Here is a 23478-nt window from a genome sequence, read left to right as displayed (position 1 = left end):
TGCGCCTGGTCGTCAGTCGGCTGCGGCGTCCCGTGTGGTCGTGGCGATCCGGTACACCGACGTCGTCGCCGCGAGGAAGAGCGTCGTGCCGTCGTCCCCGCCGAAGCAGAGGTTCGCCACCGTCTCCGGCACGGCGATCTCCGCCACGCGGGCACCGCTCGGGTCGAACACGACCACACCGCGGTGCGACGACGACCAGACGTTGCCGTGCACGTCCACGCGGATGCCGTCGGGGGCGCCCTCGCCCGGCTCGAGGCGTGCGAACACGCGCCCGTTCTTCAGTCGTGCACCGTCGCGGTCGTACGCGCGGATGACGGGCTCCTCGGCGGAGGAGCTGGCGATGTGGAGGACCCGTTCGGACGGGTCGAAGGCCAGCCCGTTCGGCTCGTCCAGGTCGACCGCCACCGGCCGGAGGTCCTCGCCGTCCGGGCCGCACACGAAGACCCAGTGGTCGCCGTACTCCCGCTCGCCCGGGTGGCCCTCGCGTGGCTGGGTGATGCCGTAGGCCGGGTCGGTGAACCAGACGCTGCCGTCCCGCGACACGACGACGTCGTTCGGGGAGTTCAGCCGGACGCCGTTCCACGCGTCGACGATCGGCGTCACGGTACCGTCGCGGTCTCGCTCGACGCGTCGGAGTCCGTGCGAGCACTGCACGACGCTGCCGTCCCGGTCGAGGGTGCGCCCGTTCGTGAACTCGACCCCCTCGGCGTACGCGTCGACCGCACCGGTGTCGGCGTGCCACTGCAGGATCCGGTCGCCGGGGATGTCCGACCACCGCAGGGTCCGGCTGGCCGGGATCCAGCACGGGCCCTCGGCCCAGGTGCTGCCGGTGGCGATCCGCTCGAGCGCGGTCGGATCGGGGACGAGGTCGGTGGGACCCATGTGCACTCCTTCGGACGCCAGCAGCCTATCCACGGTCCGGCGCGGTCCGGTCGATGATCTCCAGCATCGCCGACGCGGCACCCTCGGCATCGCCGTCCGCCACGGCGTGGGCCAGCCGGACGTGCAGTCCGACGTCGTGCACGTCCGGACGGATGCTCGCTCGTTCGTCGAGCGCGCGGGTGGTGACCCGTCCCAGTCGGATGAAGAACGCGTTGCCGGACAGCGTCAGCACGCTCCGGTGCAGCTGACGGTCGGCCTGGAGGAACGTGGCCGCGTCGTCGACGGCCGTCCACTCGGCCATGGTGGTCGCGCTCGCGAGCAGCTCCGTCACCGGGTCGGGCAGGAACAGGTCCGACAGGGAGCCGGGCTCGTGACGCCGGACTGCACGCCCCGCGGCGACGGCCTCCGCGGCCGCCGCGGCGGCCGCGGGTTCCACGGCACGCCGCACGGCCCGCACTTCGGTGAGGACGCGCGCCCGGTCCGGTCCGTCGAGCCGCCAGCCCAGCACGAGCGGATCGGTGACGTCCCACGACCCGGCGGGCTGGACGACGAGTCCCGTCCGGCGTCGTGCGGACAGGAGGCCGCACCCGACGAGCACGCGGACCGCCTCGCGGACGATGCTCCGGCTGGCACCCGTCCGGACGACGAACCCGTCGATGCTGTCCCGGTGGCCGACCGGCAGGACGCCGGCGACGATGGCGCTGCCGAGCTCGTCCCGCACCCGGTCGAACGTGCTCGTCATCCCTGGGACACAGGGCGTCCCTGGGACACAGGGCTGACCACGAGCTCGTCGACGCGCATGTACGGCGGCGCCTCGAGGACGAACGACACCGTGCGGGCGATGTCCTCCGGCTGCAGCATCACCTGGCGCGCAGCGGCGTCCGGCACCGACGGTCGCTGGTCGAGGAAGTCGGTGGCGACGTCGCCGGGGCAGAGGTGGGTCGCACGCACCCCGTTCGGCGCCTCCTGCTGGTTGAGCGTCCGGACGACCGAACCGAGCGCGGTCTTGCTCGCCGAGTACGCGACGCCGGCGCCGGGCTGGAAGGACCACCCCGCGTAGGACGAGACCACGACGACCACGCCGCCGGACTCGCGCAGTGCGGGCAGTGCGGCATCGACGACGGTGACGACGGCGGTGAGGTTGGTCTCGACGATCGCGCGGAAGTCCGGCAGCGACTGGTCGTCCCACCGGCGCCGCGGTGTGTTCAGCCCGGCGGCGAGGACGAGCCCGTCGAGCCGCCCGTGTCGTCGTGCCACGGCGTCGCGGGCATCGGCGACCGCATCGGGGTCTCCCGCGTCGAGGGGGAGGACGTCGGCCGTGCCGCCTGCCGCCCGGATGGCCGTCGCCACCTGCTCCAGCCGGTCGGCGCGGCGCCCGCTGAGCACCACCGTCCAGCCGTCACGGGCCGCGGCTCGGGCCACCGCCGCTCCCATCCCGCTGCCCCCACCGGTGATCCACAGCACTCGCTGATCTGCCATGCTCGAATGGTATGCCTATTCAAGGCCGCACCGTGGTGGCCTCGACGACGGGAGCACCGATGCACCTCGACCTGACCGACCGCGTGGTGATCGTCACCGGCGCCGCGCGTGGGATCGGCCACCGGATCGCCGAACGCTTCGTGGCGGAGGGGTGCCGGGTCGTGGCGTTCGACCTCGCCTTCGACGACGCGGTGGCCCCCGAGTCCGGCGACGACGGGGCGCCGGCCGTCGAACAGATCGTCTGCAACGTCGCCGACCCGGCCTCCGTCCGTGCGGCGGTGGACGAGGTCGTCGCCCGCCACGGGACGATCGACATCCTGGTGAACAACGCCGGCATCAACGTCGAGGGCACCGTCGCCGACCTGCAGTGGGACGCCTGGCGTCGCTGCATGGACGTCAACCTGGGCGGCACCTTCCTCATGAGCCAGGCGGTCGCACCCGTCATGCAGGCCGCCGGACGGGGCCGGATCATCAACGCTGCGTCCTTCGCCGCGATCGTGCCGAGCGTCGGCAGCGCCGCCTACGCGGCCTCGAAGTCCGCCGTCGTGGCCTTCACCCGGGTGCTCGCGTCGGAGCTCGGGCCGTGGGACATCACCGTGAACGCGTACGCGCCCGGCATGGTCCCGACGGCGATGAACGGCTTCGCGACCATGCCGACCGAGGCGCAGGACCGACTGCTCGACACCCTGTCGCTCCGCCGGTGGGAGACACCGGACGACGTCGCCGACCTGCTCGTGTTCGTGGCGAGCGACGCTGCGGGCTACGTGACGGGGACGCTCCTCGACGTGTCCGGTGGCAAGCTGGCGACGCAGATCCCGGCGCGGGCGCACGGCCGCTGACGAACCGTCGCCTGCGCCGCCGTCAGCGCAGCATCCGTTCCAGCAGCACCCGCAGTTCCCGCCGGTCCGTGACGGGCAGCCGCTCGGTGAGCGGGAGCAGCGCACCGCGCATCGCCGCCTCGAGCGTCCGGGCGACCTCGTGGCCGGCATCGGTCAGGACGACGTCCACGGCGCGGGCGTCCTCGGCGTTCGGCTCCCGGGCGAGCAACCCCTTGGCCGACGCACGTGCCACGAGTCCGGTCATCGTCGACTTCTCGAGCCCGAGGTAGTCCGCCAGGTCGCCGATCCGCAACCGCCGGTCGCGCAGACGAACCAAAGGAGCCACCATGCACGCAGCAGTCGTCACCGCCTTCGGCCACCCGCCCACCTGGCACGAGTTCACCGAGCCGACCCCGGGGGACGGCGAGGTGCTCGTCGACGTGGTCGCCGCCGGCCTCCACCCGCGCGTCCGGTCCCAGGCCGACGGCTCGCACTACACGAGCGAGGGCGCCCTCCCCCTCGTGCCCGGCGTCGACGGCGTCGGGCGGTTCCCGGACGGCACGCTCCGCTACTTCGCCGTGACGAGCGACACCCGCGGCACGATGGCCGAACGCGTCGCCGTCGATCCCCGCGCGAGCGTGGAACTGTCTGCCGGCGCGGACCCCGTCGCGATCGCCGCCGGGGCCAACCCCGTCATGTCGTCCTGGGTCGCACTCCGCCGCCGGATCACGTTCGAGCCCGGCAGTCGCGTGCTGGTCCTCGGCGCGACCGGGGCGTCCGGCCGGGCCGCCGTGCAGGTCGCGAAGCACCTCGGGGCGTCCCACGTCGTCGCCAGCGGTCGCGATGCGGCTCGGCTCGCGACCCTCACCGACCTGGGCGCGGACGTCGTCGTCCCGCTCGGCGACCCCGACGCGGTCGGCACGGCAGCGGCCGAGGCGGACGTCGTCATCGACTACGTCTGGGGGCAGCCCGCCGCCGACGTGGTGCGCGCAGTCGTCACGGCCCGCACCGACCGCGGTCGCCGGCTCGACTGGGTGGCGATCGGTTCGACGGCCGGCCAGGACGCCCCGATCCCGTCCGCCGCACTCCGAGCGTCCGGGCTCACGATCGTCGGCAGCGGTCAGGGATCGGTGGGCCGCGCGGCGTTCGTCGCGGAGCTGCCGCACATCGTGGCCGCGATCGCCGACGGCACGATCCGCGTCGACGCGACGGCGATGCGGATGGCGGACGTCGAGCGGGCGTGGGGCGGACAGGGGCACGACGGCGCGGGCAGAGTGGTGCTCGTGTCCTGAAGCGCGATCGGGCAACCTGTCCGGCCACTCAGGTTCTCCACACCGGCCGCTCCGTAGGCTGTGAGGGCCCAGTGAGCCGGACTGCAGCCCGACCCCGAGGAGGTGCCCGATGGTCACCGTCCTCGTCGCGTTCGCGGTCGTCGCCCTGATCGTCCCCGCCCTGACCCCCGTCCTCGGCCGCCGCGTGTTCTTCGTGGCGGCCCTCGCACCAGCTGCGGCGGCGGTCCTCACCGTCGCCCAGACCGGTCCGGCGTTGCACGGCGGCGTGACCGAGCGGTTCGGGTGGGTGCCGCAGCTCGACCTCGCGATCGCCCTGCGGATGGACGCCCTGTCGTGGGTGCTCGCGCTCGTGGTCTCCGTGGTCGGCGCACTCGTGCTCGTCTACTGCGCGTCGTACTTCGAGCCGCACGAACCCGCACTCGGCCGGTTCGCCGGCGTCCTGACCGCCTTCGCCGGGTCGATGTACGGCCTCGTGGTCGCGGACGACGTCATCGTGCTCTTCGTCCTGTGGGAGGCCACGACGGTCTTCTCCTACCTGCTCATCGGCCACGACGCCGCGAAGCGGGCGAGCCGTGCGGCCGCGATGCAGGCGCTCGTCGTCACCACCGCCGGCGGCCTGGCGATGCTCGCCGGACTCGTCGTGCTCTCGGTCACGGCCGGCACGACCTCGCTCTCCGGGATCATCGCGGACCCGCCCTCGGGCACGGTCGTCTCGGTGTCGGTGGTGCTCGTGCTCCTCGGCGCGCTCACGAAGTCCGCGATCGTCCCGTTCCACTTCTGGCTCCCCGCCGCGATGGCCGCGCCCACCCCGGTCAGCGCGTACCTGCACGCCGCGGCGATGGTGAAGGCCGGCATCTACCTCGTCGCACGGCTCGCCCCCGCCTTCGCGCTGCTCGAGGGTTGGCGCGAGACGATCACCCTGCTCGGCGTGCTCGGCATGCTCATCGGCGGGTACCGCGCGCTCCGGCAGACCGACCTCAAGCTGCTGCTGGCGTACGGCACGGTCGCCCAGCTCGGGTTCCTCGTGCTCGCCGCCGGCTGGGGAGCCCCGGCCGTCGCCCTCGGCGGAGTGGCCCTGCTCGTGGCGCACGCGGCGTTCAAGTCGACGCTGTTCCTCGTCGTCGGGGCGATCGACCACGTGACCGGCACCCGTGACCTCGCGCGCCTGAGCGGCCTCGGTCGGAAGAAGCCCTGGCTCGCCGTGGTGGCCGTCCTCGCACTCCTCTCGATGGCCGGGATCCCACCGACGTTCGGCTTCGTCGCGAAGGAGGCCGTCCTCACCGGGTTCCTCGAGTCCCTGCACGGCTCGGACGCCGGATGGGCCTGGTTCGCCCTCGTCGGCGTGACGGTGGGGTCGGTCCTCACCGTGGCGTACTCGCTCCGGTTCCTCTGGGGCGCGTTCGCCCGCAAGCCGGGTGTCGCCCAGACGGAGCCGCACGGGCTGCACGGCCTCGGCGTCGTCCCGTCCGTCCTGGCGCTGACCGGGCTCGCCCTCGGCCTGCTGACCCCGCTCGTCGCGCACGGCATCGAACCCGCGGCGAGCGCCGCCGCCCTGCCGGGTGAGGAGGTCCCGCACCTCGCGCTCTGGCACGGTCTCGAGCCGGCGCTCGGCCTCTCCGCCGTCACCCTGGTGGGCGGACTGGCGCTGTTCGCCCTGCGCCGTCCGGTCGAAGCGCTGCAGCACCGGTTGGCCGGCTTCCCCAGCGCGTCGGGCATCTACCGGCACACCATGCGGGCGCTCGACCGGGTGGCCACGGGGCTGACCGCCGGCGTCCAGCGCGGTTCGCTCCCCTACTACCTGACGGTGATCCTGTCGGTCTTCGTCGCCGGTGCCCTGGTCAACCTGATCGTCGGCGGTCCGTGGGCGTTCCACGTCCGGTTCGCCGACTCGTGGGGTCAGATCCCGGTCGTGATCGTGATGTCGATCGCCGCGATCGCCGTCTTGACCGCGAAGACCCGGTTCGCCGCCGCCGTCCTGGTCGGTGTGACCGGGTACGGCATGTCCGTGCTGTTCGTGCTGCACGGCGCGGTCGACCTCGCGCTGACCCAGATGGTGGTCGAGACGGTGACGCTCATCGCGTTCGTGCTCGTGCTCCGACGGCTGCCCCCACGGATCGCCACGACGAACCCGTCGCGCTTCCGGGTCGTCCGGGCACTGTTCGCCGGACTCGCCGGGGTGACCCTCGCGATCGTCGTGGTCGTCGCGGCCTCGGCGCGCACCGCGGAGCCGCTCTGGCCGGACCTGCCGGCGCTGACGAGCTCGTTCGGGCACGGCCTCAACGTGGTGAACGTCGCACTGGTCGACCTGCGCGGCTGGGACACGCTCGGCGAACTGACCGTCGTGGTCGCCGCCGCCACCGGTGTGGCGAGCCTGATCTTCGTGAACTCGCGAGAGGACACGCTGCCCCGCCTCCGGGACCTGCCGTCGATGGTGGCGGGCGACAAGCACCGCCCGGACGGCGAACCGCGCGCCTGGCTCCCGACGAGCGCCGCGATCCCGACCGGTCGCTCGGCCCTCCTCGACGTGGTCGTCCGGCTGCTCTTCCACGGGCTCATCGTGCTGTCGGTGTACCTGTTGTTCGCCGGGCACAACGCGGCCGGGGGCGGCTTCGCCGGCGGCCTGGTCGCGGGCATCGCGCTCGCCGCCCGGTACCTGGCGGGCGGTCCGGCCGAGCTCGGCGCGGCGGCCCCGGTCCGTGCGGGGCGCCTGCTCGGGCTCGGGGTGGCGACCGCGGCCGTCACGGCGATCGTGCCGATGTTCTTCGGCAAGGACGCCCTGTACTCCGAGTTCTTCGAGGCCACCGTCCCGGTCCTCGGGCACGTGGAGTTCGTCACCGCGACGTTCTTCGACATCGGCGTCTACCTCGTGGTCATCGGCCTCGTGCTCGACGTCCTCCGGAGTCTCGGCGCCGAGGTCGACCGCCAGCGACTCGAGGACGCCGGGGCCCCGACCGGGGACACCACCGAGGCATCGCCGCACGACAACACCCGGGCAGCCACTCCGGAGGGGAGCGCCACATGACCGTCACCCTGGTCCTCGTCATCGCGATGGCGGTGCTGTTCTCCTGCGGGGTCTACCTGCTCCTCGAACGCTCCCTGACCCGGATGCTGCTCGGCTTCCTGCTGCTCGGCAACGCCCTCAACCTGCTGCTCCTCACGATGTCGGGTGCCGCGGGCAACCCGCCGATCGGCTCGACGTCGGAGGGCATCACCGACCCGCTGCCACAGGCGTTCGCCCTCACCGCGATCGTCATCACCTTCGCGGTCAGTGCGTTCCTGCTGGCGCTCATCCACCGCTCGTGGAAGCTGTCCCGCGCCGACGAGGTCGAGGTCGACGAGGCCGACGTCGCGATCGGCCGGGAGCGCGACGAGCCGGCCGACGAGGACCCGGAGACCACCACCGACGCCGAACAGGAGGCGACCCGATGACCTGGCTCGTCCCACTCCTCGTCCTCGTCCCGCTGCTCGGCGCCGCGGTCGCACTCGGACTCCTCCGACACCAGAAGCTGCAGCGGGCGATCACCGTCGTGGTGCTCGTCGTGGCGCTGGCCGTCGCCGCGACCCTGATGGTGCTCGTCGACCAGCACGGCACCATCGTGGTGCAGGTCGGCGGGTGGCAGGCGCCGTACGGCATCTCGCTCGTGGTGGACCGTCTCAGCGCGCTGCTCCTCACCGTGAGCGCGAGCGTGCTCCTCATCGTCCTGCTGTTCTCGATCGGGCAGGGGCTCGCGGCGGACGACGGCGAAGCGCCGGTGACGATCTTCTACCCGACGTACCTCGTGCTCGCGGCCGGGGTGCTCGACTCGTTCATCGCAGGAGACCTCTTCAACCTGTACGTCGCGTTCGAGATGCTGCTCGTCGCGAGCTACGTGCTCATCACCCTCGGCGGCAGCGAGCAACGCGTCCGGGCGGGCACGACGTACATCGTGACGAGCCTCATCGCGTCGGCGATCTTCCTCGCGGCGATCGGCCTGGTGTACGGCGCGACCGGCACCGTGAACATCGCGCAGATCAGCGAGCGGGTCGCGGGCCTGCCGGAGCACGTGCAGCTGCTGCTCCACACGATGCTGCTCATCGGGTTCGGCATCAAGGCGGCGGTGTTCCCGCTGGCGTTCTGGTTGCCGGACTCGTACCCGACCGCGCCGGCTCCGGTGACGGCGGTGTTCGCGGGGCTGCTGACGAAGGTCGGCATCTACGCGATCATCCGGCTCGAGACGATCATCTTCCCGAGGCCCCAGCTCAACACCGTGCTCCTCATCGTGGCGGTGCTGACGATGGTGGTCGGCGTGCTCGGTGCGGTGTCGCAGACCGACGTGAAACGACTGCTGTCCTTCACCCTGATCAGCCACATCGGCTTCATGGTGATGGGCGTCGGCCTCGGCACCGTCGCGGGGACCGCGGCCGCGGTCTTCTACACGGTGCACCACATCGTCGTGCAGACCACCTTGTTCCTGGTGTCGGGGTTGATGGAACGGGTCGGCGGGACCACCTCGACGAGGTCGCTCGGCGGGCTCCTCAAGGCCGCACCGCTCCTCGCGGCGCTGTACCTCGTCCCCGCGTTCAACTTGGGGGGCATCCCACCGTTCTCCGGCTTCATCGGCAAGCTCGGCCTGTTCCGCGCCGCCGCCGAGGACGGCTCGCCGCTGGCGTACGTGACCATCGGCGCGGGTGTCGTGACGAGCCTCCTCACCCTCTACGCGCTCATGCGCGTCTGGGACGCGGCCTTCTGGCGGCCGAAGCCGGCCGCCGAAGCGGCGGCGCCGCACGCGTCCGTCGCCGAGCCGCACGCGCACCTGCGGTCGCCGGAACCGGCCCCGTTGACGGTCTCCGAGGAGAGCGGCGAGGCCTTCCACCCTGGAGGCTCGACGACCGTCACCGACGCTGCGCACGCGAGCCGCGCCTCCAGTCCGACCACCGCGGCCACGGACACGCAGGCCGGTCTCGGTGAGGCGCCCACCCGCGTCCGCCTGCCGCGCATGCTGGTCGGCGTGACGACCGTCGCGGTCCTCGGGTCCGTCGCCCTCACCATCGTCGCCGGGCCGCTGTACGGCTACGCGACCCGAGCGGCCGAGTCCCTGGAGTCGCCGGACCGCTACGTGCAGGCCGTCCTCGGGGGGACACGGTGAACACCGACAGCACGCGGCGGATCACGAACGCCCGCCGGATCGCCGTCGCGTGGCGGTACGACGTGCCGCTGGTGGCCGGGCTGACCGTGCTGTGGGCGCTGCTGTGGGGGTCGTGGACACCCCTGACGCTGCTCTCGGGGATCGTCGTCGCGCTGCTCGTGACGCAGGCGCTCCCGCTGCCGCCGGTCCCGCTGTCCGCACGGTTCTCGATCCCGCACTTCAGCTGGTTCCTGCTGGTGTGGGCAGGGCTCGTGGTGGTCGCGTCGTTCCGGGTCGCCTGGGTCGCACTGCGTCCGCGCGGCGTGCGGCGCAGCTCGATCTCGCTCGTGCAGCTGCACACGACGTCCGAGATGACCTTCACCCTGGCGACGCTCGCGATCTCGCTCGTGCCGGGGTCGTACGTCGCCGACGTCGACCTGCGCCGCCGGCGACTGCTGTTGCACGTGCTCGACACGGAGCGTGCCGAGCAGGTCGAGGCGGCCCGGCGCGAGGCACTCGGCATCGAGACCCTGGTGATCCGTGCGCTCGGCTCGAAGCAGGACGTCTCCGAGTTGTCCGGACCCCTGCCGGAGGTGACCCGGTGAACGCCGCGGTCGTCGTCATGGGGGTCGGCATCGCCCTCGTGCTCGCCCTCCTCGGGGTCGCGCTCGCGCTCGCGGTGTTCCGGATCGTGCGCGGTCCGACGATCCTCGACCGCATGATCGGCTCGGACATGGTCCTGACCACCGCGCTGATCGTCATCGGGGCGGCCATGGTCATCCGGCAGGACCTGACCGGGATCCCCGTCCTCGTGGTGATCGCCGCGACGAGCGTGTTCGCGACGATCGCCGTCGCCCGCGCCGTCACCCCGTCGTCGGACCCGTCCGACGACGGCCTGACCGCCACCAGGCCGGAGGAGCGCTCGTGATCGACACCATCCAGGCCTTCATCGACGGCGCCGGGGTCCGGGCGTGGATCGCGCTCGGCCTGCTGCTCGTGGCGGCCGTGCTGTCGCTCGGCGCCGGCGTCGGCATCGTCCGGTTCCCCGACCCGCTCGTCCGCCTGCACGCGATGGCGAAGCCGCAGGTCCTCGGGCTGGCGTTCGCGCTGGCCGCGATCGTCGTCGCGGTCTGGACGTGGACGGCGCTGTGGGTGGTGCTGCCGATCATGGTGTTCCAGCTGTTCCTGGTGCCGGTGTCGACGCACATGATCGCCCGCGCGGGGCTGCGGTCGGACGACCTGCGGCACGAGGACCTGCTGGTCGACGACACCGAGTCGTAGCGCCGACGACCACGGCGCACGCTCCGTGGATAGGCTCACGGGCACCGACGCCGACCAGGGAACGGCGTCACGTCTCGTGAGGGGTCACGAATGGACGTCGCGCTGTTCATCGTCGAACTGCTGGTCGTGCTCGGGTGCATCGTCATGGGCACCCGGTCGAGCGGTGTCGGGTTGGGGCTCTGGGGCGGCTTCGGCGTGGCGGTCCTCGTCTTCGTCTTCCGTCTGCCACCCGGCTCGCCGCCGATCGACGCGCTCCTCATCGTCATCTCGGTCGTGGTCGCGTCGTCGATCATGCAGGTCGCCGGCGGCATCGACTGGATGGTGTCGGTCGCGGCGAGGATCATCTCGCGCTTCCCGAAGCAGATCACGCTCATCGCGCCGCTCGTGGCGTTCCTGTTCTCGGTCGGCGCCGGGACCTCGAACATCCTCTACCCGCTGTTGCCCGTGATCCAGGACCTCTCGTACCGGAACGGCATCCGTCCCTCGCGGCCGCTGTCCCTGTCGGTCGTCGCCACCGGCGTCGCGCTCGCGTGCAGCCCGGTGTCGGCTGCCATGGCGGCGATGGTGACCCTGACCGAGGTGCAGCCGTACGGGTTCGAGCTCGTGGACATCCTCAAGGTGACCCTGCCCGCCGCGGTGGCCGGCATCGTGGTGTCGTCGTTCGTCGTCAGCCGCCTCGGCAAGGAGATCACCGCGGACGCCGACATCCAGGCGAAGATCGCGGCCGGGACGATCCCGCCGCCGGGTTCGGCCGCCGCGGACGCCGCGAAGGCCGAGGTCACGGTGACGTCGGGTGGTCGTCGCGCCGCCGTCGTGTTCCTGCTCGGCGTGGTCGCGATCGTCGTCTTCGGGCTCTTCAGCGGTCTCCGGCCGCTCGATGCCGAGGGGGTGCCCGTGAGCATGACGCCGATCATCGAGATCGTGATGTTCGTCGTCGGCACGCTCATCATCCTGATCAGCCGGCCGAAGGCGTCCGAGGTCCCGACGGCGACGGTGTTCCGCGCCGGCATGGTGTCCGCGGTGGCGCTCTTCGGGCTCGCGTGGCTGACCGACACGTTCCTGGCGCACTACACGGAGGAGATCTCGACGTCGATCGGCGGCCTCGTCACGGCCGCGCCCTGGATCTTCGCGCTCGGCGTCTTCCTGGTCTGCGTCCTGACGACGAGCCAGTCGACGGCCACCAGGACCATCGTGCCGATCGGGCTCGCGGCGGGCATCCCGCTCGGGCTGCTGTCCGGGATGTGGGCCGGTGCGTTCGCGGGCATCTACCTGCTGCCGACGAACGGCTCGCAGATCGCGGCGGCGAACTTCGACACGACGGGGTCGACGAAGCTCGGGACGAAGCTGATCGACCACTCGTTCTTCGTGCCGACCCTCGTGCTGGCCGCGTCGACGATCGTCTTCGGTGCGGTGTTCGGCCTGCTCTGGGGCTGAGCGCGGCCCGCTGGTCGTCGTCCCGCCCGCGGACCGTCACTGCGCCCGGTGCGCCTCCCACGCGGCAGCGCACGCCCGCGCGATCCCGTCGATGTGCGCCTCGTCCGGCGTGACCCAGCCCGTGCCGGGCTGCCGGAGCACCGCGGTGTTCGCCGGGCCGAGCAGGAACTCACGGAGGAACTCGGCCTGCACGGCGTCGAAGTGCGCACCGTGCACGCGGGCGTCGTTCGCCACCTGCGCGAACCGGGCACCCGCGCGGATGATCTCCTGGCTGCCGAGGTACGGCTGGTTGAGCAGGACCGCGTCGTCCGGCACGCCGAACGCCACGCGGTGCGCGGACGCCAGGGACCGCAGCCGGGCCGGGTCCATCGTGACGGCGTCGTCACCGCGCCGCTCCCCGTGCGCGTCGCCGCGGTTCGACAGCGCCACCACGTCGGGCAGCCGGTCCGCCGCGTTCCGCGGGGCGTCGACGGCTCCGTCGATCCTCGTGGTCGTGTTCATGGTGTCGTGGAACGACAGCGCGGTGAACGTCCCGCCGGTGCCGAGGGTCTTCGCGATGAACCGTTCGACGAGGTCGTCTCGGGTCCGTTCGTACACGCCGAGTCCCCGGTCGCCGACCGCTTCGAACGCCGCGGCGAGCGACACCAGCGCGGCGTCGGAGGTCGGCGGCTCGATGAGCGGGAAGAACGAGAACGTGACCGGCCGGATCGCGTCGACGCCGGTGAGGTCCACCCGCTGCCCCCGACCAGCCGCACGCACCCGGTCGAACGCCTCGCGCAGGTCGTCCACCAGGCTCGCCGGGCGCGCACGGTTCGGGTCGCGCACCATCCGGGGATGCGGGTTCTCGACGACGACGACGCGGGGGTCGAGCTCCGCCCACCGCCGGACGACGGCGCTCGTCGACACGTCGGTGTAGTCGTACTGCAGTCGGCGGGTGAACTCGGGCGCGAGGAAGCCGTCGAGTTCCGCGGGGATCGCCGCTCCCGCGTGCGGTGCGCTGACGAGCAGGTCGGCCTCGGCGATGGCCTGCTCGAGCGGCCGGTCCCCCTTGCCCGCCCAGAACGTGACGTCGTCGGCCGTGAACGCGGTGCCGGCGGGGATGAGTACGCGACTCGCTTCGTCCATGCCCCGAACGTATCCCCCGGGCGCGGCGCGCGGCCTGGAGGCGCGGGGCGGGCCCGCACCGTGCCTCCCGCCCGTCAGGTGGTCAGACCAGGGCGCGGCGCGGCAGCAGCAGGTTCGCCACCGCGGCGAGCACCACGACCGCCGCGGAGGCGGCGGGCAGCAGCATCGCCACGGCTGCGCCGTGCTGTTCGGCGAGGTCACCGGTGACGGCCGACGCGATCGACTGCCCGACGATCACCGCGGACCCGAGGATCGTCATCGTCGTCGCCGAGCGCCCGACCGGGGAACGGTCCGACCCGAGGCTGTACTGCGCGACCAGGGTCGGGCCGATCCCGATGCCCATCACGGCGAGCACCACGCCGACGGCGAGCACCGAACCGGCCTGCGAGAACGCGATCGCCCCGCCGAGCAGGACGACGCCGAACACCAGCCAGCGCCAGCCGAGGGCGAACCCGCGGGGGAACGCCGCCGAACCGAGCGCCAGACCGGCCGACCCGATGCCCATCAGGCCGTAGAGCAGCCCGGCCTGCGAGGACTCGCCGTGGATCTCCATGAACGCGGTCAGCGAGGTCAGCGTCGACCCGAAGAACAGGCCCACGCCGAGGATCCCGAGCACGACGACGACGAGCCGCGGGCGGAGGAGTTCCCGGGCGGGTGCCTGCACGAGTTCCTCGTGGTGCCCGAGTGCGAGCCTGCCGGTCGGGTGCAGGGCGAACGCGGTGACGAACACGAAGGTCAGCGCGGACGCCCCGGCGACGGCGACCCACGGCGCGATCGCACTCGCGAGGATGCCGACCAGGAACGGCCCGATGATGAAGACGGTCTCGTCGGCAGCGGACTCGTACGCCATGGTGCCGCTGGTGACCGCGTCACGACGGCCCGGTGCCATGCGCTGCCGGATGATGGCGACGAGCCGCGTCCGGGACATCGGCGCGACCTGGGGCGCGGACGCACCGATGCAGAACGCCATCGCGAGGACGGCGAGGTCCGGCGCGGAGCCGTTCACGACGAACGGGAAGACGCCGAGCAGCGCGGCGTTCACCAGGCCGACGGGCACGAGCACGGTGCGCTGGCCGAAGCGGTCCGCCGCGGCGCCGATCATCGGGCCGAAGACCGCCGCGCCGATGCCGACGGAGGCCGAGTTGACGCCGCCGAGGGCGACCGAGTCCCGCGCGGAGACGACGAGCGTGAGGACGCCGACGACCATCATCGCGAAGGGCAGCCGGGCGACGAACGCGATCGGGAAGTACCAGCGTCCAGCGAGGGCGACGAGCGAACGGTCGGCGGCCTGCACAGCCGGTGCGGTCGTAGCGGCGGCCGGCGGAGTGGGCGCGGAGGTGCTGTGGAGCATGAGGTGTGCCTTCTCGGCCCGCCGGACTGGAGGGGGCGGACCCATCGGGTGCCGCCGTTGTCCGCCGGGGAGCCGGCGGCCGGTAGATACACACTGCGTGTTGGTGGTGCCCGACCAGGCTAACAGGGGTAACGGTTCGTCACCCGGGCCCGTGGGCGTCGCGGTCCTCCTATCGTGGCGCGCATGGAACAGCGCCGCATGGGGAGGACGGGTGCCCCCGTCAGCGCGCTGACCCTCGGCACCCGAGCGGTCACCACCGTCGCGGAGCGGGACGTCGACGACGCGGTCCGGCTCGTGCACGAGGCGCTCGGTCGCGGCGTGACGGCCGTGGACGTGTCCGACGCGGACGGTGCGGGCCTCGCGGAGAGCGTCGTCGGGGCGGCACTCGGCGAGCGGCGTGAGGACGTCTTCCTGTCGGTCCGGTTCGGCGACCCCGTCGATCGGGACCCGGGACGGCACGGAAACGGCCGCCGGTGGATGTTCCGGGCGGTCGAGCGGAGCCTGGAACGGCTCGGCACGGACGTCATCGACCTGTACCAGCCCGCCCACCCCGACCCGACGACGTCGCTCGACGAGACCCTGGACGCGCTGGCGGACCTGGTCACGCAGGGCAAGATCCGGGCGTTCGGGCTCCCCGGGTTCCCGGCCGAGGAACTCGTCGAGGCCCAGTGGCTGCGGTCCGGCGGCAAGAGCGCGACCGCGACGCACGCGCCGTACTCGATCACCACGCGGACGGCGGAGCGCACGACCTTCCCGGTCGCCCGCCGCTTCGGCCTCGGCGTGCTCGCGGCCGCACCCCTGGCCGGTGGGTGGCTCGCCGGCGCGTACCGGAACGGGACCGTGCAACCGCGCTCGCCGCGGGTGCTCGAGGCGCCGCACACGTACGACATCGGCGCCCCTGCGAACCGTCGCAAGCTCGACGTCGCCGACCGGCTGGGACGGCTGGCGGACGAGTCCGGGCTGACGTTGCTCGAACTCGCGGTGGGCTTCGCGTTGACGCACCCGGACGTGTCCTCGGTCGTGGTCGGTCCGCGGACCCTCTCGCACGTCGACGCCTACGTGCAGGCGTCCGAGGTGGCGCTCGACGACGAGTTGCTCGACGCCATCGACGCGGTGGTGCCGCCCGGGACCCACGTGCTCGAGGGCGACACCGGGGTGGCGTTGCCGGGGCTCAGTCGGGAGCGGCTGCGCGGGCGGGTGCTGCAGCAGCGCTAGCCGCCGTGTCGGCCGGGCGGTCGGGGCCGGACAAGCGATCAGGACCGGACAAGCGATCAGGATCGGAGAAGCGCTGGCGTCGACCGCGACGGCACGATGGGACCACCCGGCCGACAGGCCGCACCCAGCCGGAAGGAACGACGCGATGACCACGACGAAGAAGACCGAGGCCGCCTTCACCGACGAGGAGCGTGCGGCGATGCAGGAGCACGCCGCCGAGGTGAAGCGGGCCCGCAGCACGACGGGGACGAAGGCCGAGAAGGCCGCGGCGGAGGCAGCGGCGGTCGTCGCCAAGATCGCCGAGATGGCCGAGCCGGACCGCGGACTCGCCGAACGCGTCCACCGGATCGCCCTCGAGGCCGCCCCGGAACTGGCACCCCGCCTCTGGTACGGCATGCCCGCCTACGCGAAGGACGGCAAGGTGGTGTTCTTCTTCCAGGACGCCGCGAAGTTCAAGGCCCGCTACTCGACGCTCGGCTTCCAGGACCCGGCCCAGCTCGACGACGGGTCGTTCTGGCCGACGTCGTGGGCGATCACGCCGGAGTTCTCGGCGGAGGACGAGGTCACCGTCGCCGCCCTCGTCCGCCGCGCGGTCGCCTGACGGCAGGACGCGCGCGGGTGCCTGACTGCAGGACACGCACGGTCGTAGGATCTCGACGATGGTCGAGATCCCGCAGCCGAAACCGACCGACCTGCTCACCATCGGCGAGGTGGTCGACCGCACCGGCGTCGCAGCGTCCGCGCTGCACTTCTACGAGCGCAAGGGACTCATCCACCCGGAGCGCACGGCCGGCGGCACGCGCCTGTACCCGCGGCACGTCGAACGGCGCATCGCGATCATCCAGGTCGCGAAACGGCTCGGCATCCCGCTCAGCGAGGTCGCCGAGCAGTTCGAGGCCCTGCCGTCCGATCGGATGCCGTCGCTGCGCGACTGGGAACGGCTCAACGAGCGGTGGCGTGCACGGCTGCGCGCCCGGCAGCTCGAGCTGGAGCGCCTGCAGCGCGAGATGGGTCAGTGCATCGGCTGCGGGTGCGTCTCGCTGAACGCGTGCCTGGTGATGAACCCGGGAGACCAGCTGGGTGCCGAGGGGCACGGGGCCCGACGGTTGCTGCCGATCGAGGACGAGGCGCCGGACGCGGCGGGCTGACGGCCTGGAGGCGCGTGGCGGGGCCGCCACGCGCCTCCAGGCCGTCACCTGGTCGCGTCGTGCAGACGCTCGTCGATGCGGGTCAGCGTCGCGAACGTCGCTACCACGTCGCGATCGTCGTCGCCGAGTGCCTGCCGGAGCATGCCGGCCCAGTGCGCGTGCAGTCGTTCGATGCTCTGCTCGGCGAGGGCGGTCGAGAAGAGACGGACCGTCCTGGCGTCGTCCGGGTCCGGTCGGCGCTCGACCATCCCCTTGGCGACGAGGGACCCGAGCGCGACGCTGAGGTTGCTCCGCTTGAGCGCGGTCGCCCCGGCCGCAGCGCTGGGCGTCGACCCGGGGTTCCGGTCGACCCACCGCATCACGAGTGCCTCGGTGCCGGTGAGCGGCACGATGTCGATCGCCAGGGCGCCGCTCGGGTCGATCTCGCGGGAGATCCGGAGCACCACGTCGGCGAGTTCGGCGAGGAGGTCGTCCGTCACCGCTCGGTCCATGCCGTCACTGTACCGGCGGGACCGGCGTCGCCCTCACGCCGCGGGATCGCCCACACGCAGGAACGGGAACCGCGGCATGCACCAGTCGACCCACACCACCCGCACACCCGGCGCGACGGCCAGGGACCACGCGATCGATGCCAACGCATCCGTCGGGTAGTGCACGGCGTCGATCGTGACCGAGAAGAACACCACGACGATCGCGACGACCCCGAGCCACTGCGCCAGCCGGTGCCAGCGGGTGTCGCGGAGGACCCACACCAGGGCGATCACGAACGCCGTCATGTACACGGTGTGCCCGCTCGGGTACCCCGGGTCCGGCTGGACCGGGTACGGGTGCGGCAGCAGGGCGACGTCGGGCCGGGCGCGGTGCACGATCTCCTTGATCACCGCGGACGGCAGCCACGTCACCGCGATCGTGCCGATGAACGCCGCGGCCGGTCGGACGTCGCGGCCCCGCCACCAGATCACCGCCGTCACCACGACGGTGATGCCGACCGCCGGCACCGGACTGATCACGTGGTAGACCGCCGTGGTGAACGAGCCGAGCGCACCGGTGTGCAGGGTGTTGAGCGCCTTCGAGAGCCCGATGTCGACGCTGCCGAGCGTGAACCCGACGATCGTGATCACGATGACGGCGGCCAGGGCGATGGCGATCGACGCGAGCGGGTACGGACTCGGGACGAGGATGCCGTTGACGTCGGACACTCGTCGACGGGGGCGGAGCGCTGCGTCGGACATCCGCTCATCGTCGCAGGTGGTCGGGGTCCCGCGGCCCGGAGTTCCGTGACGATCGATCAGAGGTCGTTCAGTGAGCGGCGGGAGGTCAGCCGCTCCGACTAGACACGGATGCATGACAACCGTTGCCGAGAACATCGTCGCCACCCTCCGTGAGAACCACGTCCGACGGGTCTACGGCCTCCCCGGCGACTCCCTCAACGGGTTCACCGACGCCCTCCGGAAGGACGGCACGATCCGGTGGGAGCACGTCCGCCACGAGGAGGCCGCCGCGTTCGCCGCCTCCGCCGAGGCCGAGCTCACCGGGGACCTCGCCGTGTGCGCCGGCAGCTGCGGCCCGGGGAACCTGCACCTGATCAACGGTCTCTACGACGCCAACCGGTCGCGGGTGCCGGTCCTGGCGATCGCCGCGCACATCCCGACGGCCGAGATCGGGTCCGGGTACTTCCAGGAGACCCACCCGCAGGAGCTGTTCCGCGAGTGCTCCGTCTACGTCGAGTACGTCGCCGACCCGACGCAGATGCCGCGCCTGCTCGAGATCGCGATGCGCGAGGCGATCGAGAAGCGCGGCGTCGCGGTGCTCGTCATCCCCGGCGACGTGCTGCTGGCCGAGGCCGTCGCACCCCGGGTCACCCGCATCGAGCGGACCGAGCCGCGCATCGTCCCGAGCGACGCCGAGCTCCGACGGACCGCCGAGCTGCTGAACGGTGCGGACAAGGTCACGATCCTCGCCGGCGCGGGCGTGGCCGGTGCCCACGACGAGGTCGTCGCCCTCGCCGAACGCCTGCAGGCCCCGATCGTGCACGCCCTGCGCGGCAAGGAGCACATCGAGTGGGACAACCCGTACGACGTCGGCATGACCGGACTGCTCGGCTTCGCGTCCGGCTACCGCGCGATGGAGGACGCCGACGTGGTCCTCATGCTCGGCACCGACTTCCCGTACCAGCAGTTCTTCCCCGCGAAGGCGAAGCACGTGCAGGTCGACATCCGCGGCTCGCAGCTCGGGCGGCGGCACCCGGTCGACATCGGCCTCGTCGGCACCGTCAAGGACACCGCACTCGCCCTCATCCCGCTGCTGACCGGGTCGCACCCCACGAAGCACCTCGAGGACGCCCGGAAGCACTACGGGAAGACCCGCGCGAAGCTCGACGAGCTGGCGGTGCCGGCGGGGAAGCACAAGGCGCTGCACCCGCAGTACGTCGCACGCGTGCTCGACCGGCTGGCCGACCGGGACGCCGTGTTCATCCCGGACGTCGGCTCCCCCGTGGTCTGGGCGTCGCGGTACCTCACCATGAACGGCGACCGGCGCCTCATCGGGTCGTTCGTGCACGGCACGATGGCGAACGCCGTCCCGCAGGCGATCGGCGCCCAGGCGGCGTTCCCGGACCGGCAGGTCATCGCGCTCGCGGGCGACGGCGGTCTGACGATGCTGCTCGGGGAGCTCATCACGATCGTGCAGAACAAGCTGCCGGTGAAGATCGTCGTGTTCGACAACTCGTCGCTGAACTTCGTCGAGCTCGAGATGAAGGCGGCGGGGTTCGTGACGTACGGCACCGAGCTGCAGAACCCGGACTTCGCGAAGGTGGCGGAGGCGATCGGCATCGCGGGGTTCCGCGTCGACGAGTCGGACCAGCTCGAGGACGCCGTCGCGGCTGCCCTCGCGCACGACGGGCCGGCGCTCGTCTCGGTCAAGGCCGACCGCCAGGAGCTGTCGATGCCCCCGGCGGTCACCCTCGAGCAGGCGAAGGGCTTCACGCTCTACGCGATCCGCACGGTGCTGTCCGGCCGCGGCGACGAGCTGCTCGACCTGGCGTCGACGAACTTCCGCCAGTTCATCTGACGCGGGTCGGGTCGCGGGGCGCGGATCGACCGCTCAGACGAGCGCCCCGGCGGCGTCCTCCGCGACCTCGGCCGGGGCGTGGTGCCCGCGGTCGCGGACGAAGACCGCGGCGAGCACCCCGACGACGATCGCGACGACCGCCGCGACCACGAAGGCCGTGTGCATGCCGCTGAGGAACGCGTCCCGCGCCGTCGCAGCCGCGGTGACACCGAGGCCGCTCGGCACGATCCCCTGCACGAGCCCCTGCCGCGCAGCCGTCCCGAGCCCGAGCCCCGCGGTGCCGGACAGCACGCCCGCGCTGACGACCGCCGACAGCACCGACGTGCCGAGTGCGCCACCGAGCTGGAGCGCGGTCGCCTGGAACCCTCCGGCGACCCCGGCGAGCTGCACGGGGGCGCCGCCGACGACGGCCTCGGCGCCCGCGGTCATCGTGAACCCGGCACCGAGCGCGAAGACGACGAACGGGATCGCCATGCCGATGTACGGCGAGTCCTGCGTCGTGGTGGTCAGCGCGAGCAGGGAGACGCCGACGAGCAGCAGCCCGAGGGTGAGTGTCCGACGGACCCCGAACCGGCCGACGAGGGCGGCACCGATCGGCGAGGCGATGATCGAGACGCCGCTGAGGGGCAGCTGCATGAGGCCCGCCTCGAGGCCGGTCGCCCCGCGCAGGTTGAGCATGTAGAGCGACAGGAAGAACGTCACACCGAGCATCGCGAAGAAGTTCGCCCCGACACCGAGTCCGCCGATCGACAGCGACGACGACCGGAACAGCGACATCGGCAGCAGCGGATCGGTGACCCGGAGCTCGACGACGACGAACACGACGAGGAGCGCGACGCCGGCGACGAGCACACCGAGGGTGAGCGGGCTCCCCCAGCCCCACGACTCGGACTGCACGACGGCGAGCACGATGGCGAACAGGCCTGCGGCGAGGAGCACCACGCCGGCGACGTCGAAGCGTCCACGGTGCGGGGCGGTGGACTCGCGGAGGACGAGCCCGCCGATGACGAGCCCGATGGCGGCGATCGGGGCGTTCACGAAGAAGACCGACTCCCAGCCGAGCGATGCCACCAGGATCCCGGCGACGATCGGACCGGCCGCGATGGCGACCGACGAGGCCCCGCCCCAGACGCCGACGGCCACGCCGAACTTCTCGCGCGGGAAGGTCGCCCGGAGCAGCGCGAGGGTCTGCGGCATGAGGAGGGCGGCGCTGAGGCCCTGCACGGCACGGAAGGCGATGACCCCCGTGGCCGAGCCGACCAGACCGATCGCGACCGACGACAGCGCGAACGCGACGACCCCGATGAGGTACATCCGGCGACGGCCGAACCGGTCGCCGAGCTTGCCGCCGAGGATGAGGAACACGGCGAGCGCGAGCAGGTACGCGTTCGTGATCCACTGCAGCTCGGTGAACGTGGTCCCGAGGTCGGCGGCGATCGCCGGGTTCGCGATCGAGACGACGGTGGCGTCGAGTCCGACCATGAACAGGCCGAAGCAGACGGCGACGAGCGTGGCGATCGGGTTGCCGCGGAGTCGTCCGCGGCGGGTCTCGGGCATGACGGTGGACAAGGGGGCTCCTTCGGTGGGCACGGATCGTGCTCCGGCGGCGGCGCCGCACGGCGAGAGGCACGAGGGTGCGAACCGAAGGACACGCGGGTGGCACCGCCTCGGCGGTACACGAGCCGATCAGCGTTCCCGCGCGCCGACCAGCCCCCTTGGTTCTGATTTCATAACTGTATCAGGACTCGGCGCCACCCTGCTCGACGACGTCCGCCGACGGGTCGATCGACGCCCGGACGACGGCGTCGAGCGCCGTGACGATCTGCTCCAGCTCGAGCGACGGGCCGTCCCCGGCGATGTCCGGCGTGGCCGGCACGTGCACGAACCCGGCGCGGAACCCGTCGCGCTCCGCGAACGACATCAACTCGTAGAACACCTGGTTGCAGGTGAAGGTGCCGGCGGTGTTCGACACGGCCGCGGGCACTCCGGCGGCGCGGACGTCCCGCACGATGCGCTTGATCGGCAACCCGGAGAACGCCGCGGGAGCGCCGCACGGGTCGATCGGTTCGTCGACCGGCTGGGCGCCCGCGTTGTCCGGGATCCGGGCGTCCATCACGTTGATCGCGACGCGCTCCGGCGTGACCGCGGCGCGTCCGGCCGCCAGCCCGGTCGCGATCACGACGGTGGGCCGGTGGTGCGCGAGGAGGGCGGCCAGCCGCGCGCGCTCCTCGGCGAAGACCACGGGCAGCTGCTCGACGACCAGCGTCGCGGGCCCGTCCCACGTCGCGGCCAGGCGCTGCGCCGCATCCCACGACGGGTTCCGTGCGTCACCCCCGAACGGTTCGAACGCGGTCAGCAGGACGGTCGGTTCGGTCGCGTCAGCCACGGTCCCATCGTACGGAGATGCGGGCCTGGAGGCGCGTGGCGGGCCCGCCACGCGCCTCCAGGCCCGCGATCGGTCACCGACCGGACATCCGGGTCATGCGCCGGCACCACCGTCGACCGGCACGATCGCGCCGGTGACCATCGAAGCGCGGTCGCTCAGCAGCCAGGCCGCGACCTCGGCCACCTCGCTCGGTTCCGCCATGCGCCCGAGCGGGACCGACGCGTTGATCTGCTCGGTGATGCCGGGGGTGGCGGCCTCCCAGGCCTCGATCATCTCGGTGGCGGTGCCACCCGGGGTGATGCCGTTCACCCGGATCCGCTCCGGAGCCCAGGTCACGGCCGCCGTCTCGGTGATGCTGTTGAGCGCCCGCTTCATCGCGCCGTACGCGGGCAGGGCCGGGTTGGCCCGGCGGCTGCCGATGCTCGACGTGTTCACGATCGCGCCGGAGCCGGTCCGTCGCATGAGCGCCGCCTCCGCCGTCATCGCGACCCAGTGCCCGCGGAAGTTCACCGCGAACTGCGTCTCGATGTCCTCGTCGGTCGTGGTGTCGAGCGGTCCGGGCTGCTGGATCGCCGCACCGTTGTTGAAGGCGCCGTCGAGTCGGCCGTGCAGCTCGTCGACCCGCTCCACCGCGGCGCGGATGCTCGACGGGTCCGCGAGGTCGAGGGCGACCGCGTCGGCGGTGCCACCCGCGGCACGGACGTCGGCGACGACGCCGTCGAGCGCCTCGGCACTGCGCGCGGCGAGGACGACCGCTGCTCCCTCGCGGGCGAAGAGCCGCGCGGCCGCGGCGCCGATGCCCCGGCTCGCGCCGGTGATGAACACGACCTTGCCGGTGAGCAGGCCGATCGGGGTGGTGGTGATGGTGGTCTCGTTGGTCATGTCGCCAGCGT

Annotated in this window: 24 protein-coding genes; 13 read left to right on the top strand and 11 right to left on the bottom strand. The window is 72.4% G+C overall.

Annotated elements, in window-relative coordinates; genetic code table 11:
* Positions 1–12: 12 nt before the first annotated feature.
* The 3 genes from DEJ28_RS01450 to DEJ28_RS01440 are packed head-to-tail and all read right to left on the bottom strand — an operon-like array spanning position 13 to position 2361.
* Positions 13–882, bottom strand: coding sequence for an SMP-30/gluconolactonase/LRE family protein (locus DEJ28_RS01450; RefSeq protein WP_111114204.1), 870 nt, complete (start codon positions 880–882; stop codon positions 13–15).
* Positions 883–907: 25 nt separating this feature from the next.
* The gene (locus DEJ28_RS01445; RefSeq protein WP_111114203.1) at positions 908–1624 is read right to left on the bottom strand and encodes a FadR/GntR family transcriptional regulator; all 717 of its coding nucleotides are present in this window, start codon (positions 1622–1624) and stop codon (positions 908–910) included.
* Positions 1621–2361, bottom strand: coding sequence for an SDR family oxidoreductase (locus DEJ28_RS01440; protein WP_111114202.1), 741 nt, complete (start codon positions 2359–2361; stop codon positions 1621–1623). Before DEJ28_RS01440 ends, DEJ28_RS01445 begins: the two co-directional genes overlap by 4 nt.
* Before the next feature lie 59 nt (positions 2362–2420).
* On the opposite strand from DEJ28_RS01440, the gene DEJ28_RS01435 reads away from it, so the two are divergent.
* Positions 2421–3200 (top strand): SDR family NAD(P)-dependent oxidoreductase, encoded by a 780-nt coding sequence (locus DEJ28_RS01435; RefSeq protein WP_111114380.1) that lies wholly within the window; start codon positions 2421–2423, stop codon positions 3198–3200.
* 22 nt (positions 3201–3222) lie between these two features.
* Here DEJ28_RS01435 and DEJ28_RS01430 read toward each other — a convergent pair whose 3' ends face one another.
* On the bottom strand, positions 3223–3516 hold the full coding sequence (locus tag DEJ28_RS01430) for a MarR family winged helix-turn-helix transcriptional regulator (protein ID WP_220034582.1): 294 nt from the start codon (positions 3514–3516) through the stop codon (positions 3223–3225).
* Positions 3517–3526: 10 nt separating this feature from the next.
* On the opposite strand from DEJ28_RS01430, the gene DEJ28_RS01425 reads away from it, so the two are divergent.
* The 8 genes from DEJ28_RS01425 (at position 3527) to DEJ28_RS01390 (ending at position 12291) form a co-directional block, all read left to right on the top strand.
* Entirely contained in the window at positions 3527–4471 is a 945-nt protein-coding gene (locus DEJ28_RS01425; protein WP_111114200.1) for a quinone oxidoreductase family protein, read from the top strand.
* Between the two features lie 109 nt (positions 4472–4580).
* On the top strand, positions 4581–7493 hold the full coding sequence (locus DEJ28_RS01420) for a Na+/H+ antiporter subunit A (protein WP_111114199.1): 2913 nt from the start codon (positions 4581–4583) through the stop codon (positions 7491–7493).
* Positions 7490–7900: a Na(+)/H(+) antiporter subunit C gene (locus DEJ28_RS01415; protein WP_111114198.1), complete on the top strand. Its 411-nt coding sequence runs from the start codon at positions 7490–7492 to the stop codon at positions 7898–7900. Before DEJ28_RS01420 ends, DEJ28_RS01415 begins: the two co-directional genes overlap by 4 nt.
* Positions 7897–9597 (top strand): Na+/H+ antiporter subunit D, encoded by a 1701-nt coding sequence (locus DEJ28_RS01410; RefSeq protein ID WP_111114197.1) that lies wholly within the window; start codon positions 7897–7899, stop codon positions 9595–9597. Before DEJ28_RS01415 ends, DEJ28_RS01410 begins: the two co-directional genes overlap by 4 nt.
* Positions 9594–10181: a Na+/H+ antiporter subunit E gene (locus DEJ28_RS01405; protein WP_111114196.1), complete on the top strand. Its 588-nt coding sequence runs from the start codon at positions 9594–9596 to the stop codon at positions 10179–10181. Before DEJ28_RS01410 ends, DEJ28_RS01405 begins: the two co-directional genes overlap by 4 nt.
* Positions 10178–10504, top strand: a complete 327-nt coding sequence (locus DEJ28_RS01400) for an MrpF/PhaF family protein (RefSeq protein ID WP_181433585.1) — start codon at positions 10178–10180, stop codon at positions 10502–10504. The genes DEJ28_RS01405 and DEJ28_RS01400 overlap by 4 nt, the downstream gene beginning before the upstream one ends.
* Entirely contained in the window at positions 10501–10857 is a 357-nt protein-coding gene (locus DEJ28_RS01395; RefSeq protein ID WP_111114195.1) for a cation:proton antiporter, read from the top strand. The genes DEJ28_RS01400 and DEJ28_RS01395 overlap by 4 nt, the downstream gene beginning before the upstream one ends.
* A gap of 90 nt (positions 10858–10947) precedes the next feature.
* Positions 10948–12291: an anaerobic C4-dicarboxylate transporter family protein gene (locus DEJ28_RS01390; protein WP_111114194.1), complete on the top strand. Its 1344-nt coding sequence runs from the start codon at positions 10948–10950 to the stop codon at positions 12289–12291.
* A gap of 36 nt (positions 12292–12327) precedes the next feature.
* Here the strand turns inward: DEJ28_RS01390 and DEJ28_RS01385 are convergent, their stop codons facing one another.
* Together DEJ28_RS01385 and DEJ28_RS01380 are read right to left on the bottom strand one after the other, a co-directional pair.
* Entirely contained in the window at positions 12328–13416 is a 1089-nt protein-coding gene (locus DEJ28_RS01385) for an N-formylglutamate amidohydrolase (protein WP_111114193.1), read from the bottom strand.
* Between the two features lie 82 nt (positions 13417–13498).
* Positions 13499–14767 carry an MFS transporter gene (locus tag DEJ28_RS01380; RefSeq protein ID WP_111114192.1) on the bottom strand — a complete coding sequence of 423 codons (1269 nt, stop codon included), beginning with the start codon at positions 14765–14767 and terminating at the stop codon, positions 13499–13501.
* 183 nt (positions 14768–14950) lie between these two features.
* On the opposite strand from DEJ28_RS01380, the gene DEJ28_RS01375 reads away from it, so the two are divergent.
* The 3 genes from DEJ28_RS01375 (at position 14951) to soxR (ending at position 17130) form a co-directional block, all read left to right on the top strand.
* Complete coding sequence (locus tag DEJ28_RS01375) at positions 14951–15982, top strand: aldo/keto reductase (RefSeq protein WP_111114191.1); 1032 nt, start codon at positions 14951–14953, stop codon at positions 15980–15982.
* Positions 15983–16127: 145 nt separating this feature from the next.
* The gene (locus DEJ28_RS01370) at positions 16128–16583 is read left to right on the top strand and encodes an iron chaperone (protein ID WP_111114190.1); all 456 of its coding nucleotides are present in this window, start codon (positions 16128–16130) and stop codon (positions 16581–16583) included.
* A 58-nt stretch (positions 16584–16641) separates the two neighbouring features.
* Entirely contained in the window at positions 16642–17130 is a 489-nt protein-coding gene (gene soxR / locus DEJ28_RS01365) for a redox-sensitive transcriptional activator SoxR (RefSeq protein WP_111114189.1), read from the top strand.
* 44 nt (positions 17131–17174) lie between these two features.
* Here soxR and DEJ28_RS01360 read toward each other — a convergent pair whose 3' ends face one another.
* Both DEJ28_RS01360 and DEJ28_RS01355 read right to left on the bottom strand, forming a co-directional pair.
* Positions 17175–17621, bottom strand: coding sequence for a MarR family winged helix-turn-helix transcriptional regulator (locus DEJ28_RS01360; RefSeq protein ID WP_258367861.1), 447 nt, complete (start codon positions 17619–17621; stop codon positions 17175–17177).
* Between the two features lie 33 nt (positions 17622–17654).
* On the bottom strand, positions 17655–18362 hold the full coding sequence (locus DEJ28_RS01355; RefSeq protein ID WP_181433584.1) for a phosphatase PAP2 family protein: 708 nt from the start codon (positions 18360–18362) through the stop codon (positions 17655–17657).
* 112 nt (positions 18363–18474) lie between these two features.
* On the opposite strand from DEJ28_RS01355, the gene poxB reads away from it, so the two are divergent.
* Entirely contained in the window at positions 18475–20199 is a 1725-nt protein-coding gene (gene poxB, locus DEJ28_RS01350) for a ubiquinone-dependent pyruvate dehydrogenase (protein WP_111114187.1), read from the top strand.
* A 33-nt stretch (positions 20200–20232) separates the two neighbouring features.
* On the opposite strand, the gene DEJ28_RS01345 is transcribed toward poxB, so the two are convergent.
* From DEJ28_RS01345 to DEJ28_RS01335, 3 genes are all read right to left on the bottom strand, one after another.
* Positions 20233–21768: an MFS transporter gene (locus DEJ28_RS01345; RefSeq protein ID WP_220034581.1), complete on the bottom strand. Its 1536-nt coding sequence runs from the start codon at positions 21766–21768 to the stop codon at positions 20233–20235.
* A gap of 169 nt (positions 21769–21937) precedes the next feature.
* Positions 21938–22585, bottom strand: a complete 648-nt coding sequence (gene pcp / locus DEJ28_RS01340) for a pyroglutamyl-peptidase I (protein WP_111114186.1) — start codon at positions 22583–22585, stop codon at positions 21938–21940.
* 93 nt (positions 22586–22678) lie between these two features.
* Positions 22679–23467, bottom strand: coding sequence for an SDR family NAD(P)-dependent oxidoreductase (locus DEJ28_RS01335; protein WP_111114185.1), 789 nt, complete (start codon positions 23465–23467; stop codon positions 22679–22681).
* Between the last annotated feature and the right edge of the window lie 11 nt (positions 23468–23478).

Source organism: Curtobacterium sp. MCPF17_002 (genome assembly GCF_003234115.2).
Lineage (GTDB): Bacteria > Actinomycetota > Actinomycetes > Actinomycetales > Microbacteriaceae > Curtobacterium.
This window is presented reverse-complemented; position numbering and strand designations above follow the sequence as displayed.